The sequence below is a fragment of the Pontibacter anaerobius genome (assembly GCF_026241195.1).
Taxonomy (GTDB): Bacteria; Bacteroidota; Bacteroidia; order Cytophagales; family Hymenobacteraceae; genus Pontibacter; species Pontibacter anaerobius.
This window is the reverse complement of the sequence record NZ_JAPFQO010000012.1, coordinates 52963-70125: the sequence shown is the minus strand read 5'-3', so window position 1 is coordinate 70125 and position 17163 is coordinate 52963. Positions and strand designations below refer to the sequence as shown.

Annotated in this window: 13 protein-coding genes; 9 read left to right on the top strand and 4 right to left on the bottom strand. The window is 50.8% G+C overall.

Annotation, left to right across the window (positions count from 1 at the left end; translation table 11 throughout):
• Window positions 1-177 precede the first annotated feature (177 nt).
• On the top strand, window positions 178-1590 hold the full coding sequence (gene rlmD, locus OO017_RS17155; RefSeq protein WP_266053926.1) for a 23S rRNA (uracil(1939)-C(5))-methyltransferase RlmD: 1413 nt from the start codon (window positions 178-180) through the stop codon (window positions 1588-1590).
• Between the two features lie 93 nt (window positions 1591-1683).
• Window positions 1684-2052 carry a hypothetical protein gene (locus OO017_RS17150; protein WP_266053925.1) on the top strand — a complete coding sequence of 123 codons (369 nt, stop codon included), beginning with the start codon at window positions 1684-1686 and terminating at the stop codon, window positions 2050-2052.
• Window positions 2053-2313: 261 nt separating this feature from the next.
• Here OO017_RS17150 and thiL read toward each other — a convergent pair whose 3' ends face one another.
• Window positions 2314-3339, bottom strand: coding sequence for a thiamine-phosphate kinase (gene thiL, locus OO017_RS17145; protein ID WP_266053924.1), 1026 nt, complete (start codon window positions 3337-3339; stop codon window positions 2314-2316).
• A gap of 275 nt (window positions 3340-3614) precedes the next feature.
• Here thiL and OO017_RS17140 point away from each other — a divergent pair, with 275 nt between their 5' ends.
• Together OO017_RS17140 and OO017_RS17135 are read left to right on the top strand one after the other, a co-directional pair.
• Window positions 3615-4199: a nitroreductase family protein gene (locus tag OO017_RS17140; protein ID WP_266053923.1), complete on the top strand. Its 585-nt coding sequence runs from the start codon at window positions 3615-3617 to the stop codon at window positions 4197-4199.
• A gap of 17 nt (window positions 4200-4216) precedes the next feature.
• Window positions 4217-4930: a pirin family protein gene (locus OO017_RS17135; RefSeq protein WP_266053922.1), complete on the top strand. Its 714-nt coding sequence runs from the start codon at window positions 4217-4219 to the stop codon at window positions 4928-4930.
• Between the two features lie 56 nt (window positions 4931-4986).
• Here the strand turns inward: OO017_RS17135 and OO017_RS17130 are convergent, their stop codons facing one another.
• Window positions 4987-5685, bottom strand: coding sequence for a TIGR02117 family protein (locus tag OO017_RS17130; RefSeq protein ID WP_266053921.1), 699 nt, complete (start codon window positions 5683-5685; stop codon window positions 4987-4989).
• Window positions 5686-6134: 449 nt separating this feature from the next.
• Here OO017_RS17130 and OO017_RS17125 point away from each other — a divergent pair, with 449 nt between their 5' ends.
• The 4 genes from OO017_RS17125 to OO017_RS17110 all read left to right on the top strand — a co-directional run bounded on the left by OO017_RS17125 (window position 6135) and on the right by OO017_RS17110 (window position 11891).
• Window positions 6135-8696 (top strand): M14 family metallopeptidase, encoded by a 2562-nt coding sequence (locus tag OO017_RS17125; protein WP_266053920.1) that lies wholly within the window; start codon window positions 6135-6137, stop codon window positions 8694-8696.
• Window positions 8697-9504: 808 nt separating this feature from the next.
• The gene (locus OO017_RS17120) at window positions 9505-10038 is read left to right on the top strand and encodes a DinB family protein (RefSeq protein WP_266053919.1); all 534 of its coding nucleotides are present in this window, start codon (window positions 9505-9507) and stop codon (window positions 10036-10038) included.
• A gap of 75 nt (window positions 10039-10113) precedes the next feature.
• The gene (locus tag OO017_RS17115) at window positions 10114-11553 is read left to right on the top strand and encodes an SLC13 family permease (protein ID WP_266053918.1); all 1440 of its coding nucleotides are present in this window, start codon (window positions 10114-10116) and stop codon (window positions 11551-11553) included.
• Between the two features lie 155 nt (window positions 11554-11708).
• Window positions 11709-11891, top strand: a complete 183-nt coding sequence (locus OO017_RS17110) for a hypothetical protein (RefSeq protein ID WP_266053917.1) — start codon at window positions 11709-11711, stop codon at window positions 11889-11891.
• Window positions 11892-12193: 302 nt separating this feature from the next.
• Here the strand turns inward: OO017_RS17110 and priA are convergent, their stop codons facing one another.
• A complete protein-coding gene (priA, locus tag OO017_RS17105; protein WP_266053916.1) occupies window positions 12194-14725 on the bottom strand; it encodes a replication restart helicase PriA in 2532 nt (843 codons plus the stop codon).
• Window positions 14726-15257: 532 nt separating this feature from the next.
• Between priA and OO017_RS17100 the strand changes: the two genes are divergently transcribed.
• On the top strand, window positions 15258-16118 hold the full coding sequence (locus tag OO017_RS17100) for an endonuclease/exonuclease/phosphatase family protein (RefSeq protein WP_266053915.1): 861 nt from the start codon (window positions 15258-15260) through the stop codon (window positions 16116-16118).
• A gap of 63 nt (window positions 16119-16181) precedes the next feature.
• Here the strand turns inward: OO017_RS17100 and OO017_RS17095 are convergent, their stop codons facing one another.
• Window positions 16182-17078, bottom strand: coding sequence for a restriction endonuclease (locus OO017_RS17095; RefSeq protein WP_266053914.1), 897 nt, complete (start codon window positions 17076-17078; stop codon window positions 16182-16184).
• Between the last annotated feature and the right edge of the window lie 85 nt (window positions 17079-17163).

Genomic DNA, 17163 nt, shown 5'->3' with positions numbered 1-17163 from the left:
AACCGCAAAGATACTTTTTATCTTTGATTGGTAATTGCTAATTGGTTTTGGAAGCCTGAGAGGCGGAACATATTGCGGCTCTACATCCATCTGAATAAACACCAACAACTATCACCTAATAACCAAGTAACGAAACCTGCGCCCTATCTCCCTATAATTTTGTAATTTTGCGGCACTGTGAGAAATAAGAGCAAGAAGAAGAAATTCGAGATACTCGAGGGAGTGAAGATCGAGGACATGGTGGCCGAGGGCAAATGCCTGGCGCGCCATGATAACATGGTGATATTTGTGGCTGGCGTAGCCCCCGGCGACGTGGTGGACCTGCGGATTACGCGTAAGAAGAAAAGCTTTCTGGAGGCCGAGCCTGTGCATTTCCATGAGCTGTCGGAGCTGCGGGTGCAGCCGTTTTGCGAGCATTTCGGAACCTGCGGCGGCTGTAAGTGGCAGCACATCGGTTACGACACGCAGCTATACTTTAAGCAGAAGCAGGTGAAAGATAACCTGGAGCGCATCGGTAAGGTGCCGCTGCCGGAGTTCGATCCTATACTTGGCTCCGGGAAAACGCGCTACTACCGTAACAAACTGGAGTATACCTTCTCCAACACCAGCTGGCTCACCAAGGAGCAGATACAGTCTGGGCAGGAGTTCGACCGCGACGCGCTGGGCTTCCACATCCCGGGCCGCTTCGATAAGATCCTCGACATCAAGCACTGCTACCTGCAGCCGGATCCGTCCAACGCCATCCGGCTGGAAGTACGAAAGTATGCCAAGGAGCACAGCCTGCCGTTTTTTGACATTGTGAAGCAGGAGGGCTACATGCGAAACCTGATCATCCGCACCGCCAACACCGGCGAGCTGATGGTGATCGTGCAGGTGTACGAGGACAGGCCGGAGGAGATGCAGGCGCTGATGGAGCACCTGGCCGCGACTTTCCCGGAGATCACCTCGCTGCAGTACGTGGTAAACGCCAAAGGCAACGAGACTTTCCACGACCTGGAGGTGGTGTGCTACAAAGGCCTGCCGTACATCCACGAGGAGATGGAGGGCGTCAGGTTCCGCGTGGGTCCGAAGTCTTTCTACCAGACCAACGCCGACCAGGCCTACGAACTGTACAAGAAAACCCGCGAGCTGGCCAACCTGACCGGAGACGAGCTGGTGTACGACCTCTATACCGGAGCCGGAACCATCGCCAACTTCGTGGCCAAGCAGTGCCGCGAGGTCATTGGTATAGAGTATGTGCCGAGCGCCATCGAGGATGCCAAGATCAACTCACAGATCAACAACATTACCAACACCACCTTCTACGCCGGCGACATGAAGGATATCCTGTCGGATGAGCTGATTGCCCGCCACGGAAGGCCGGATGTAGTGATCACAGATCCGCCTCGTGCCGGCATGCACGAGGATGTGGTGCAGAAACTGCTGCAGGTGCACCCGAACCGCATTGTGTACGTGAGCTGCAACCCGGCTACGCAGGCCCGCGATGTGGAGTGGCTCTCAGAGAAGTATGACGTAACGCGTGTGCAGCCCGTGGACATGTTTCCGCAGACGCACCACGTAGAGAATATAGTATTGTTAACCGCTAAATAGAAAACGTATCGCGTAGCACGTATCAAGTATCATGACAAAAGTATACGAAAGTCTTGCTACCTGATTCGTGCTACGTGAAACGCAAATAAAAATATGGAAAACGATCCGGAACTGAATGGTAAATACCTGGGCACTATCTCAAAGGATTTTGTGGTGGTGGCCGAGACGCTGAAGGAGGCATCGTACCAGGTGCGCAAGCGCAAGATATCGGAGTACCCGATCTTTGTGTTCAGCCGCACGCAGGTGCCGGTGGGCTCGGTGTTCCTGGCTAAAGAAGAAGTGGCACTGGACTGGCACATCAATGCTTCCTATTTGGAGGACTTCGTGCAGCGCCAGCTGGTGATGGAGGACAAGATAGAGGAGTTTAAAGCCGCCTACAAAGACCCGGATGAATACTGCTGCCTGTTTGTGGTGGACGGCGAATTCCAGAACTTTGTGTTTATCCCTTACCCGGAGGATTAGAAGATCTGATAAGCCTCTGCAAGCCGGTTTTACTTCTCTGGTACCTGGAATTATAGGTTCAAAATATGTTGAACAGAAAGCTCCTGTCATTCTGTAAAGAATCTTGGAAGAAAAGAGGTTAAGCTATAGCTCCTTGCCAACAAGATCCTTTCAGGATGACAAAAACAAAGAAGGAGGCAGACAAAAATAAGCTCACTTACACTAAACGCAGAAAGGCAGCCACTACAGCTGCCTTTATTTTTTTGTCAAAGTATAAATGTCTTAAAAATGGCTCCAGCCCTGCGCCTTCAGCGGGAACACCTGCCCGGACTTGGTTGCCAGGTTCACGCCTTCGCTGGCTTCGGTTATGTTGCCGATGATGGTGATGTCTGGGTGGTTTTTCAGCTCGTCGTAGGCAGATAGCGGAACGGTGAAAAGCAGTTCGTAGTCCTCGCCGCCGTTCATGATGCAGGTCAGCGGGTCGATGTTGAACTCCACGGCGGTCTCTAGCATCTGCGGGTCGGCAGGCAGATTATCTTTGTACACCACGGCACCTACTTTAGACTGGCTGCAGATATGAAACAGCTCCGAGGCCAGCCCGTCCGAAATATCGATCATGGAGGTAGGCTTGATGCCGCGCTCCTTCAGGTCGTAGATCACATCCATGCGGGCCTCTGGGCGTAGCTGGCGGCCCACAATGTATTGCTTGCTTTCCAATTCCGGCTGCATGTCCGGGTTAGCCATAAACGCCTGCTTCTCGCGCTCCAGAATCTGAAGGCCCATGTAGGCAGCTCCCAGGTCGCCGGTAACGCATACCAGGTCATTCACCTTGGCACCGTCGCGGTACACCACCTGCTCCGGGGCAGCCTCGCCGATGGCCGTTATACTTATAACCAGACCCGCTCTGGAAGAAGTCGTATCGCCGCCCACCAGGTCCACTTTGTAGTTCTCGCAGGCCAGGCGGATGCCTTCATACAGCTCTTCCACAGCCTCCAGTGTAAAGCGTGCACCCACGGCAATATTTACGGTAATCTGCGTAGGTTTAGCGTTCATGGCCGCAATATCCGACACGTTCACGGCTACGGCTTTGTAACCCAGGTGCTTCAGGGGGCAAAAGGTCAGGTCGAAATGCACGCTCTCCAGCAGCATGTCTGAGGTTACCACCACCTGTTTTTCCTTTGGCTCCAGCACGGCCGCATCATCGCCAATGCCTCTGATAGTGGATTCATTGCTTAATTCTATTTTCTCTTTTATCTTCCGGATCAGGCCAAACTCGCCTACTTCGCTTAGTGGGGTATACTCACTCATGGTTTTATATCTGATTTAGATTTGCAAAGATACAAAATTAGAAACAGAGCTATCGTATTGCCTCAGCCAGGAGTTCCGGAGAGGCCATGATTACACTTGAAACCCAAGGTTACACTTGTATAGCTTATCCAATTGGCACCTGAGCCAGGTATAGCTTGTTAATAAAGTGAAAGATCTGAACTAAATCTTTATGGTGTTTGTACATTATATGTATGTACATTAAATTTGTGCTGAACAAAATAATTCACAAACAGCTTATACTTTAAATACGAGATATGACAACTGTAACAGAGAATAGCATAGCCACCCATACGTTAATAGAGAACCGCTGGAGCCCGCGCGCTTTCACTAACGATCCTGTAAGTGAGGAGCAGCTGGAGGCGCTGTTTGAAGCGGCCCGCTGGGCGCCTTCTGCCATGAACGAGCAGCCGTGGCGCTTTATCTATGCCACCAAAGAGGATAAGGAGGTTTTTGAGAAATTAGGAAGCCTGTTGGTAGAGGGCAACAACTGGGCGAAGAACGCAGGGGCGCTTTTTGTCTCCATCGCCAAAACAAAGTATGATTTTAACGGAAGCCCAAACAAGCATGCCTGGCACGATGTTGGGCTGGCCACCGGAAACCTGCTGCTGCAGGCAACCGAGCTAGGGCTGCATGTACACCTAATGGGTGGTTTTGATGCCGCCATGGCAAAGCAGGAGCTGGGAATACCAGATGGGTTTGAAGCCGTTGCTATGGGCGCTGTCGGTTATGCAGGCGACCCGGAGTCGTTGCCAGAGCCGCTGAAAGCCCGCGAACTGGCGCCCCGCAAGCGCAAGCCGCTACGTGAGCTAGTGTTTAAAGGACAGTGGGAGCAAAAGTAATTTCAAAGTATAAAACTATGAGCAAGAAAGTAATTCATAAAGCAAATACACGAGGCCACGCCAACCATGGCTGGCTCGACTCGCACCATACCTTCAGTTTTGCGCAATACTATAATCCTGAGCGTATGGGCTTCGGGCTGCTGCGCGTGCTGAACGATGACGTGGTGGCACCGGGCATGGGCTTCGGCACGCACCCCCACGACAACATGGAGATCATCTCGATTCCGCTGAAGGGCTCGCTGGCGCACCGCGACAGCACCGGCACCCAGGAGGTGATCCGGACAAACGAAGTACAGATCATGTCGGCGGGTAGCGGCCTGACGCATTCGGAGTATAACGGATCTAAAACAGATTCTGTGAACTTTTTGCAGATCTGGGTGTTCCCTAAAGAGCGGGACATAAATCCGCGCTACGGTCAGAAAACCTTTAAGCCGGAAGACAGGCAAAACAGGCTGCAGACCGTGGTTTCTCCTGAAAAGGATGGCGAAGCCCTTTGGATAAACCAGGATGCCTGGTTTACGCTGGGTACGCTGAAAAACGGTTTCTCGGAGGAGTATCAACTGCACAAGGCAGGCAACGGTCTCTACGCCTTTGTGATAGAAGGAGAAGTGGAGATTGACGGTGAGAAACTCGGTAAGCGCGACGGCATGGGTATTAGTGAGGCGGATATTGTGAAAATCAGCGCCTCCGGCGATGCCGAACTGCTACTGATGGAGATCCCCATGAAATAAGTATAGTGTTTAGTGATTTAAGTAGGAGCCCTGGCACATGCCGGGGTTTTTCTTTTTCAGCGCAGGTGCCGCATAATAGAGACCGGTAACGGTGCCCACACTGCCGTTTTTACGCCCATACTTTTCAGCCCCTGGTTTACCCAATTGTTGCAGTTCTTCAGGATATAAAACTTCCTGTTCGCCTCATAAAAAGTATCCTGTCCAGCGTAGCCTGAGTTGCTGATGTGCAGGTAACGGCCATTTTCCTGCTGCACAAAAGAATTATCGATGTAAGAAATGAGCTGGCGGTACTGCTCCGGAGAGATGCGTAAAGGGCGTTGCCGCCTGGTAGGCACCAGCTTGTTTCGGATGTACTCTACGTGCATGGCGGTTCGGGTGGGCCAGAGGGCGGCTGTAATGGCTACTTTGGGGGTAAGATCCGTCCATTCGGGTGTTTCCATGTAGAACTTGCGGTCGCCCCAGCCAAAGCCTATGTAGCGGTAGGTGCTGTCTACGTTGCCGAATTGGTGCGCCGGCAGCTTCTCGCGCCAATCTATGTAAGGGGAGGAGACCGGTACGATGATATCGGTATGCACCCCGTTGGAAGTGACGTAGATCTCGATGTGCTCCTCCTGCGGCTGCACCTGTGCATACCCACTGTTTACCGTAATACTGCCAAGTATAAATGCCGCTGCCAGAAAGAGCGCCGCCACGCCAGCCACCGAAACCAGCGCCCAAAGTATAAAAGCTGATAATTTACCTAACACGTAATGCATACCTGATTAATACGTGTAAAGCCTTGAAAGTATAAACAGCCGCAAAAAACAAAACCCGGTGCAATGCACCGGGTCTGAGTGTAGTTTAGTTAGTTTAGTTTCTATTCAAATTCGCCCCCTGTACCAACATCTTTTGTCAAACCATACTTTTTCAGGTTGAAGATGTAAGGATTTCTTACTGTCCGGGCTTGCTGCAGGTATAGCTCTGGCAGCAGCGCTTTGTTTTCAGTAGGAGGGAGGGCGTTAAGAAACCCAAAACGGGATTCGGGTACAAAGGTAAGGAAATTTACATCTGTTTAAACATCTTTACAGATTTTCTTAAAGTGTTATGCTGCTGTGCCAGGTATGGCCAGCTTACCGAATTAAAGACAAATTTGCCATATTCGCTGTTTTTGCGCAGATTGTATTGAATTAGAAACTCCATCAAAATTTTACCCACAAAAAACATCATGATAAAAAAGCTAAAGCGTATTGCCGCTTTATGGCTGGTGTTACTGAGTGTGCAGGCTGCCGTGGCGCAGCAGCAACTGCAGTCGCCGGCGCAATTCCTTGGCTATGAACTGGGCGAGCAGTTCACCACCCAAAACCGCATCCTGGATTATGTGAACCACCTGGCCGCACAGGCTCCCTCCCGTTTAAAAGTGGAGGAGTATGGCCGCACCTACGAGGGGCGCCCGCTGGTGCTGGTTTATGTAGCCTCCGATGAGAACCTGCCGCGCCTGGAGCAGATCCGGGAGAACAACTTGCGCCAGGCTAACCTGCAGCAGGGGACGGTGCAGGGCGAGCAGCCGGCCATCGTATGGCTCAGTTACAACGTGCACGGCAACGAGTCGGTAAGCTCGGAGTCGGTGATGCAGGTGCTGTACGACCTGGTGAACCCACAGAATGCACAAAGCAAGCAGTGGCTGCAGAATACTGTAGTTATACTTGACCCTGTAGTGAACCCGGACGGCCGCGAGCGCTACGTGCAGTGGTACAAGCAGGCATCTAACCGGGGCGGCAATGCCTCGCCTTATGCCTGGGAGCACTGGGAGCCATGGCCGGGCGGCAGACCAAACCATTATTACTTCGACCTGAACCGCGACTGGGCCTGGCAAACGCAGGTGGAGTCGAAGCAGCGCCTTAAAGTGTACAATAACTGGCTGCCGCAGGTGCACGCCGATTTCCATGAGATGGGCGCGGAGTCGCCTTACTATTTCTCGCCGGCGGCCAAACCGTTCCACGAAAGTATCACCCCATGGCAGCGCCAGTTCCAGAATACCATCGGTGAGTATAACCGCCAGTACTTCGACAAGAACAACTGGTTATACTTTACCCGCGAAAGCTTCGACTTGTTTTACCCGAGCTACGGTGATACCTGGCCGACTTACAACGGTGCCATCGGCATGACCTATGAGCAGGGCGGCTCGGGCCGTGCAGGGTTGGCTTACAAGAAATCGGACGGTGATACCCTGACCCTGGCTGACCGCATTGCACACCATGTGGCGGCCAGTGAGGCAACCATTAAAGCCACTTCCGAAAAGGCTGACCAACTGAAGCAGGAGTTCCGCAAGTACTACGACAACAGCCTCCGCGATCCGGAGGGCGAGTATAAATCCTTTGTGATAAAGAGCGGGGAGAACGGGGCCGGCAACCTGAACATGCTGACCGATTATCTGACGCAGCAGGGGATACAGTTTGGCTATGCGGGTAAAAAAGGATCTTTGAGAGGCTATAACTACAGCAACGGCAAAACCGAACGCTTGGACCTGGCGCCGCAGGATGTGGTGATCAGCATGTACCAGCCGAAGTCTGTGCTGGTGAAAGTGCTGTTCGAGCCAAAATCTACCCTGGAAGATTCCCTGACTTACGACATTACCTCCTGGGCACTGCCTTATGCCTACGGGGTACAGGCCTATGCCGTGAAGGGAAAAGTGGACATGAGCAAAACAAAGCCGGCTACCGCTGAGGCTGCCGCCATCAGCATCGAAAAACCATACGCCTACCTGGCCAGCTGGAAAAGTGTGCAGGACCTGAAATTTGCCACGCAGCTGATGCAGCAGAACGTGAAAGTACGCATGGCGGAGCGTCCGTTTGAAATAAATGGCACTACCTATGATGCAGGTACGCTGATTATTACGCGCACCGGAAATGAGCGGTTGGGCGATAAGTTTGATACAGTGGTGCGTGATCTGGCGCAAAAGCACGGGGTGCAGCTTGGTGCCACCAACACCGGCTTTGTGAGCAGCGGCGCTGACTTTGGCTCCGGCAACGTGCGCTACCTGAAAATGCCAAAAGTGGCTCTATTGTCAGGCGAAGGCGTTTCACCTTACGGTTTCGGAGAAGTATGGCATTACTTTGAGCAGCAAATCAATTATCCGGTTACCGTACTAAATACCTCCTACTTTAGCCAGGTGCCGCTTCAGGAGTTTGATGTGTTGATCCTGCCTACCGGCTCTTATGCCAAGGTGCTGGACGAGAAAACGCTGGAGAAGGTGCAGGACTGGGTGCGCGGTGGCGGCAAATTGATCGCTTTGGAGAGTGCAGCCGGTTTCCTGGCTGGTAAAAAAGGAATCGATCTGAAGAAAAAAGGTGCAGATTCTGAAGAGAAAGAGGCGAAAAAAGACACTGGCAAAAACGATGACCCATACAAGAATCTGCGCTCCTACGCCTCAAGAGAGCGTGAGGCTTTAGCAGAGGAGGTGCAAGGCAGTATTTACCGCGTGGACCTGGACAAAACGCATCCATTGGCCTTTGGCTATGGCGATAGTTACTTTGCGCTTATTCGCTCGGCCGACACCTTCAATTTCCTGGAGAAAGGCTGGAATGTAGGGGTGTTGAAAAAGGACAACTACGCCGCTGGTTATGTTGGCCAGGAGGCAAAGGAGAACCTGAAAGACGCGCTTATACTTGGTTCACAGGATTTGGGCCGCGGGCAAGTTATCTACCTGGCTGATAACCCGCTGTTCCGTGGTTTCTGGCAAGGCGGTAAGCTGCTGTTCGGGAATGCCGTTTTTGTGGTAGGGCAGTAGCAGAAGTATAAGGTATAACCTGAAAATCCCCTGTTCTCTAAAAGAGCAGGGGATTTTTGTGTTTGGCCAGTATGAATAGGATAATAGGGTCCACAGGATTTTCTGTTGTACCGGATCCAACCATCCCTGCCCCTTACTGGAAGTTAAGAGTTTAGAGCTAAGGAACGATTAACCCACCCCTTCCCCTCCGAGGAGGGGAATCAGACTTGTTCTATAGCAATGACTGTAGCTATCGAATCTGATCCCAGTTTTTCCGTTGAGCGCCTTTGGAGTTTTTCCGGTGCCGAGCGGTAGCGAGGCATTGCGACGCAGGAGCAAAGGAAAAGCTCCCAGCGCGATGCGGGAAGACGAGCCCTCCCGGGCTGGAGGGAGCCAAAGCCAGAAATGAAACGATAGGTTTGTAAGACTGCGGATAAACAGCAGCTAGTAAGTATAGCTTGGTTCTAGTTGCAGGAAGCCGAAGCTAGGGAAGTATAAGTATGGCTCACGCGGACTAGGAAGTCTGGAACAGCGGGAGTATGAGAATAACCAAAGTACCAGGTATGGCTTTTCAAGCCAGTTGCGTTACCAACTCAACATCATTATAAGACACAAGTCTGGAGTCTTGCGCAGGAGGGGATTAAACAAGAAGCTCGTAAGAGTGAGGATGAACGGTAGCTAGAAAGGGCAGGAAGCAGCGGCTAAAGGATAAACTGACAGCTATGAAGGTATCCAAAGTATAAACTACGGATAACAAGCAGCTATACTCCCCTTAACCACTATATAGTATAAATTCGTACCTTGCATCTATACTTATTGATACTGAGGCATGCAAACGCAACCAATCATAACACCGCCAGCACCGGGCGAGTACACCGGCTACATGGCCAACTATATCCAACAGGCTCAAACCGAGGATCTGATAGAGGGGCTGACGGCAAGCTACGTGTTCATTACCGGCATGGTGCAGGGGCTCACGGAGGAGCAACTGCACTACAGCTACGAGCCAGGCAAATGGACGATCAAGGAGCTTATGGTGCACCTGATGGATGCCGAGCGCATCTTCTCGTACCGTGCCCTGCGCTTCGCCCGTCACGATAAAACCGACCTGCCGGGTTTTGATGAGAACCTGTACACGCAGTACTCCAAAGCTAATTCCCGCGACATCAACTCCATTATTGCAGAGTATACTTCGCTGCGCACAGCCACTATTGAGCTTTTTAAGAGCTTTGATGAAGAGGCGCTGCAGCAGAAAGGCACTGCCAATGGCATGGAGGCAAGCGTTCGGGCGCTGGGCTATGTTATACTTGGGCACGAGGTGCATCACCAGAAAATTATCCGGGAGCGTTACCTGAAGGCCTAAAGCGGCGGCACCTCTGCCACCGTTCCCTATACTTTCAGGAGAAGTTGTCTTGTTTGCAAAAGCTAAAGTATAGCTATGTCCCTCACGCGTAGAAATATTGGTATGGTGGTAGCGCCACTGCTGGCACTGCTTGTATGGCTCCTCACCCCTGTTCTAAATTACGAAGCGCGCATGGTGGCTACCATCATGTCTTTTTGTGTGGTGTTTTGGATGGCGGAGGTAATTCCGCTTTCCATGACAGCTTTTCTGGGTGTGCTGGTGGCAGTTATGCTGGGCATAGCCGAGATAGAGAATGCCTTCCAGAACCTGGGCCACCCTGTTATTCTGCTCTTTATCGGGAGCTTTTTGCTGGCCCGCTCCATGACTCGCCACGGCCTGGACAAGCGAATCGCCCTGTTTATACTTTCCCGCCCTTTTTTTCAGCAAAGCCTGTTCCGGCTTTTTTTAGGTTTCTCGGTGGTATCCTATGTGCTGTCGATGTGGGTGAGCAACTCCGTGACGGTGGCCATGCTGCTGCCGCTCATGCTGGGCGTTACACAGTTGATTTGTCCGCCGGAGCAGGGGAAAAGCTCATCCGTGTACTTTCTGCTGGGCATTGCCTACAGCGCCTCCATTGGGGGCATCAGCACCATTATTGGATCTCCGCCTAACCTGATCGGTGTAAATTACCTGGCCCAGGAGGGCATCCGCATCGACTTTTTGCAGTGGATGTACCTGGCGCTGCCTATCTCGCTGAGCATGTATGGCGCCATGCTGCTGTACATGCGTTATTTCCTGAGCAAAGGTGTTTATGACAGGCACCTTGTGCAGGCGTATGTGGCCGAGCGGCAGCGCCAAAAAGAAAAACTGCGCAAAGGAGAAATGGTAACGATGGGTGTTTTTACCCTGGCCGTTATACTTTGGCTGGCACCGGGCGTGTTCAATTTGCTGGAGATGGAGGAGGCGTATGCCTTTATGAGCACTTACTTTGCCGAAAGCACCGTAGCCGTGTTGGCAGCCCTACTGCTTTTCCTTATTCCGCCGGGGCGCGAGAACAAAGGCCAAGGCACACTCACCGCCGAAGACCTGGTAAAGATAGACTGGGACACGATTCTGCTTTTCGGCGGGGGGATGGCGCTGGGGCAACTGGTGGTAAGTTCCGGGCTTGCTGATATAATCGGGCGCAGTATTACTACCTTCGTAGACCCTGAGCAACAGGCGCTGCTGGTGCTGGTATTGGTTTTCCTGGTGCTGATGCTGACGGAAGTTAGCTCCAACACTGCTATTGCCATCACCTTCGTACCCATTATTATTGGTGTGCTGCACGGGCTGGAACTTCCGCTGCTGTACCCGGTGCTGGGCGTGGTGGTAGCCTGTAGTATGGCTTTTATGCTGCCTGTGGCTACACCGCCAAACGCCATTGTGTACGGCAGCAAACAGGTACCCATTGGCCAGATGGTGCGGGCTGGTTTTGTGCTGAACTTACTAGGCACGTTGCTTATAACCGCATGGGTATTGCTTTACATGATGGGATAACAAAAAGGGTGAGTAAACGCCTGATCGGAAAGTATAAACCTGCTTTACTTTACTTGCTCAGATTAAATAATTGTATACTTTACAACTAGTATACTTTACAACAAAAAGAAAAGCGGCAACTTAAAACAGCTCTTCTATAATCATATTTTTAGCTCATGAAGAATCGTAAAATTTACCGTGTATTTATGGCCATTGCCTGTTTTGTGTTTGCAGGCCTTAATGGCTACAGGGTATACACCGGAAATTACTCCACTATGGATATTATCCTATTGGTGGTTTTCCTGATTTTTGGTACAATTTATTTGTTCCTGATTTTTAAGAAGGAAAAGCCGGAATAGAAGGGGAGGTATAGAAAGGAAAAACCTGAAAGTCTATACTGTTCCTTCTGAACAATCAGACTTTCAGGTTCTCAACTTTTAGCCAAAGGTATCTATATTTACGCGAGGGGTTTGCAGAAGGTTGTTATGGATACTAAAAAAATATTTTTTTATCGCGTAGCTAACAGAACGGAGAGGCTTATACTTTCAAAGCAACCGCTACAGTCATACGCATACCTTTAAATTTATAGTCCTATGTAGGTAGGTTTCTTCAACCGCTGTAAAATAAGCTTGATAAGTATAGGAGCTTGTGATTAACCAGCCTAAACCGGGTCCACATCGGCCACTACTCTTATCCCTTTAAAATCCGACAAAAGCTTCAGGTTAAAGATGGCCTGCGCGATCTGGCCTTTGGCAGATTTCAGGTTCGTGGTGTCGCGGGGCAGCTTGATGTGGATCTCTTGCAGGAACAGGTTGCGGATCTTGAAGATGTACGGCACCTCCGGCCCCAGCACCTGCTGCTTGCCCATGCGGTCAGTCAGATCTTTGGCCAGCACGATGGCGGCATTCTCTGTTATCTTATCATCGGCATGCTTCACGGTGATGCGGATCATGCGCGTAAATGGTGGGTAACCGAAACGCATGCGTTCCTCTATCTCGTGCTCGTACAGCGTCTGGTAATCGTTGCTGCGCACCTTGTTGAAAATGGGTTGTAGCGGATCGCGGGTCTGGATGATGACCGAACCCGGCTTGCCCTTGCGCCCGGCGCGCCCGCTTACCTGCACAAACAGCTGGTAGGCACGCTCATGCGCCCGGAAATCGGGGAAGTTGATGATGGTGTCGGCATTTAATATTCCCACCAGGCTCACGTTTTTAAAGTCGAGGCCCTTGGTTACCATCTGGGTGCCTACCAGCACGTTGGTGCGGCCACTCTCAAAATCCGATATAATCTGCTGGTAGCTGTTTTTCTTCTTGGTGGTGTCCAGGTCCATGCGCTGCACCTCGGCATTGGGCAGCATAAGTTTCAGCTCGTCTTCTACCTTCTCCGTGCCGAAGCCCATACTTCTGAGCGTGGTGGCACCGCAGGCGGGGCAGTCGTGGGGCATGCGCTCGTGGTAGCCGCAGTAGTGGCAGCGCAGCTCGTTGTTATACTTGTGGTAGGAGAGGCTCACGGCGCAGAACTTACACTTGGGTATCCAGGAGCACTCGTCGCAGCTGATGAAAGGGGCGTAGCCACGGCGGTTCTGGAACAGGATCACCTGCTCGTGTCGCTTCAGCCGCTCCTCGATATCCTGCAGCAATTTGGCTGAGAAGTGGCTGTGCATGTTCTTGCGCTGCTGCTCGCGGCGTGTGTCCACCAGCTCTATCTCAGGTAGTTTGGCCTCCCCGAAGCGCTTGGTCATACTTACCAAACCCCAGCGGCCGGTCTTGCAGTTGTAGTAACTCTCGATGGAGGGCGTGGCAGAGCCCAGCAAAGTCTTCGCCCCTTGCAGGTGCGCCATCATCAGCGCCGTTTCGCGGGCGTTGTAGCGTGGGGCCGGGTCGTACTGCTTATAACTAGGCTCGTGCTCCTCATCCACAATCACCAACGACAAATCGTGGAAGGGCAGAAAAATAGACGAACGTACGCCAATCACTACCTGGAAACGTCCTGAAAGCACGCCCTGCCATACTTCGGCGCGCTCGTTGTCGGAGAACTTGGAATGGTAGATGCCCAGCTTGTCGCCGAAAACTTTCATCAGGCGCGTTACGATCTGGGCAGTCAGGGCGATTTCGGGCAGCAAGTATAAAACCTGTCCGCCGCTGTCCAGGGCGTGTTTGATCAGGTCAATGTATACTTCGGTTTTGCCGCTGCCCGTTACGCCGTGCAGCAGCACGGTTTCCTTCTCTTTAAACAGGCCCAGGATCTCATCTTTGGCCTGCAGCTGGTGCTCCGACAGCGCCATGGGCAGCTGCTGGTTGTCATGCTCCATCGGGAAGCGCGACACGATCTGGTCGAACTGCTCCAGCACGCCTTTCTTGATGAGCGTGTTGATGGACGAGGTCGACAGGTGCGGATTGTTGGTCAGAGCACTTTTCTCGATGCCGCGGTAGTTCAGGTTAATGTCCTGGTGCACGGGCACGAGCTGCAGGTAGTTGAGCAGAATATCGAGCTGCTTGGGCTGCGGCGTGAGCTGGTTAAACAGCTCCTCCAGCAGGCCCTCTTCCTGCACAAAATGCTCTGTAATGCGTAATTTCTTCACCACCTTGGGCGAGAACTTATCGCTCACCTGCTCAAAAATAATGATCGCCTCTTTTTGGATGAGCGACTTGATAAACTTATGATAGCTCTTGAGCTGTAGCAGGTTGCCTACCTCCGTAAAGGTGAGGGCCTGGTTGTTCTGCAGCGCAAAAATGATCTTCTCCTCCTGCGGGGCAAGTATAAGCTCGTCTTCCTCAGGGTTGTAGTGCGGGTGCAGCTGTATCCTCGACTCGCTGCTGAGCTTGAGCGCTGAGGGCAGGGCGGCGTTGATCACCTCGCCGAGCGTGCACATGTAGTAATCCGCGATCCACTTGAAAAGCTTAAGCTGCGGAGCCGTAATGATCGGTTTATCATCCAGTACATCCAGGATATACTTGGCCTGGTAATCGGCCGGGGCATTTTCGTGGACATCGGCTACGATGCAGCTCAGTACCTTCTTAGAGCCAAACTGCACAATCACCCGCACGCCCACCGACACCTCATCGTTCATCTCGTAAGGGATGCGGTAGGTGTACAGCTTGGGCAGGGGCAGGGGCAGAATCACGTCGGCAAACAGCGTGACGCGATCGGTGGCCGGCTCCGGCGGGTAATTAAAGTTCAGTAGCTCAGACAAGGGTGTTTATACTTTTAATAAGTACAAAGGTCGTAAAAAAATGATGAAAAGTGCGAAGCCAAAGGTGGCGGGTTTATACTTTGGTGGCCTTGGGTAAAAAGCTTAACTTAAGCTCTGGATGACTTTTTCGTAAGCGATTGTCTTCCCTTTGAAAGGAATGCTATTTTCATTCTGATACATTCTTTTGTAATGGCGCGAGTGTCCACACTCGTGACTGGCTATAGTTGGGCCTCTGGCCCAGCCGGATTGCAAATCCGACGTTATAGTGAGACACGGGTTACAAACCCGCGCCAGCATGTGAGAATAAAAAGCCCCCTTTGAAGGCAGGGCCGTTTCATTCTCTCTTTTTTGTCATCCTGAAAGGATCTTGTGAGCCAGTAGCAACAGCTTATCACACTTTCTACCAAGATTATTTACAGAATGACAGTAATTATTGAGTCTATTTTTTTAGAATGAAACGACCCTGCTTTTGAAGGGGGGATGATCTACTATCCAAAAACAAATTCATACTTAAACCAAACCAATAACGATAATGACCAAAGCTTTATACCTGGCCAGCCTGCTGCTGCTGTTCTGCAGCACCTCCGTACTTGCCCAAACCCATACCATGCGCGTAGCCACCTACAACATCCGTTACGACAATAAGAGCGACACCGTAAACGCCTGGAACAAGCGCCTGCCTGTTATCGCTGACCTAGTGCAGTTCCATGACTTCGATATTTTCGGGACGCAGGAGGTGCAGCACCACCAGCTGGAGGGTATGGCAAAGGCCTTGCCGGGTTACGGCCACATTGGCGTGGGCCGCGACGATGGCAAGCAGGCCGGTGAGTATGCGGCTGTTTTCTACAAGAAAGATAAGTATAAACTAGAGAAGCAGGGCCACTTCTGGCTCTCCGAAACTCCTGAGAAACCGGGCAAGGGCTGGGATGCCGATTTCCCGCGCGTGTGTACCTGGGGCGAGTTCAGAGACCAGACTACCGGCTATACGTTTTACCTGTTCAACGTACACTTCGACCACCGCGGCGAAAAGGCCAGAACTGAGAGCGTAAAGCTGATTCAGCAGAAGATAAAAGAGATAGCCGGAAAAGCGCCTGTTATACTTGCCGGCGACTTCAACTTCAGCCAGAAGGATGAGAAGTATACAGCCATGAGCACCGGCAGCAACCTAACACCAGCCTTCCAACTGGCCGACAAGCGCTACGCCCCGCGCGGAACCTTCAATGGTTTTGAGGCCAACCGCCACACCGACGAGCGCATCGACCACATCTGGCTTTCTTCAGATTTCAAAGTTGCCCGATATGGTATACTTACAGACACCTATGCCAACGGTCTATTCCCGTCGGACCATTTCCCGGTGGTGGCAGAGGTGAAGTATGAAGCGAAGAAGAAGTAAAATAAAAAGCGGCTCCTGATTGGGAGCCGCTTTTAGGTTATACAGTATTTCTAGTGCAAGTATTTATTGTTCTTCAAAGAAGTCCTCATCCAATTGTTTCACCTCATAAACATACTTACTTTGAATACCAACATTATACTCATGCATTAAGTCCACTAGTTTTAAACCATCGATAAGTATGATTTTATGATGAGCACTTTTTGCCTTTTGCTCGGCACCTTTATCGAATAGAGATGTAGTTACGAAAACTCCTTTGTTTGTATCTCCACTCATTGCCCCAATAAAGTTTCTGATGTCCTTTTCACGAACTTTATTCTCGGTGAACCTTTTGGCTTGAATATAGATCTTGTCAAGGCCTAATTTATCTTCGTTTATTATACCGTCAATACCACCATCAGATGATTTTGAGGTTTCAATGAAGTCTCCATAGCCCATCTTGTTGAGGAGTTTTAAAATCACTTTCTCAAAATAATAAGGGTCAATGGCTTTGAGCTTCTCTAGCAATTCATTTTTTACTTCGCTTTCAATTTGAGCAAAACCTTTATCAATTAAATCCTGCGGCGAGGCATTTTTTATTTCTTTAATTTCTGCATTGTCGACACCGTCTTTGTGTTTTTCTTCAGAGTAGAAATCAAAGAGGGAGGGATCTTCTTGAATAGTTTTTAAAGAGAGGTTATTTTTCTGATTTAGCCCCTTTTCTGTAATTTGCACGTGGCCTCTTTCGGGATAATAGATATATCCTCCCTTTTTTAGGTATGATTTTCCCCATGCAATTCTATTATTGATTAGTATCTCTCCAGACTTTGTCTTTTCACTTAGCAATTCCTTTGGTAGGTGAGAATAAAACTTCTTAACCACTAAATTCTGTAGTTCGCGAGTATGAATCGCTTCACGATTGCTTAAGATATCTAAAATGGGGTTGAACGTTTCGTGGAATTTTGGAATTTCAAGTGTTTTCATTTATAGCTTTTTACGTAACTAAATTTAGCTAATGATATTACTTTTTCGTTATAGCAGTTGCAGTTTAGACACAAGCGGGAGCTTG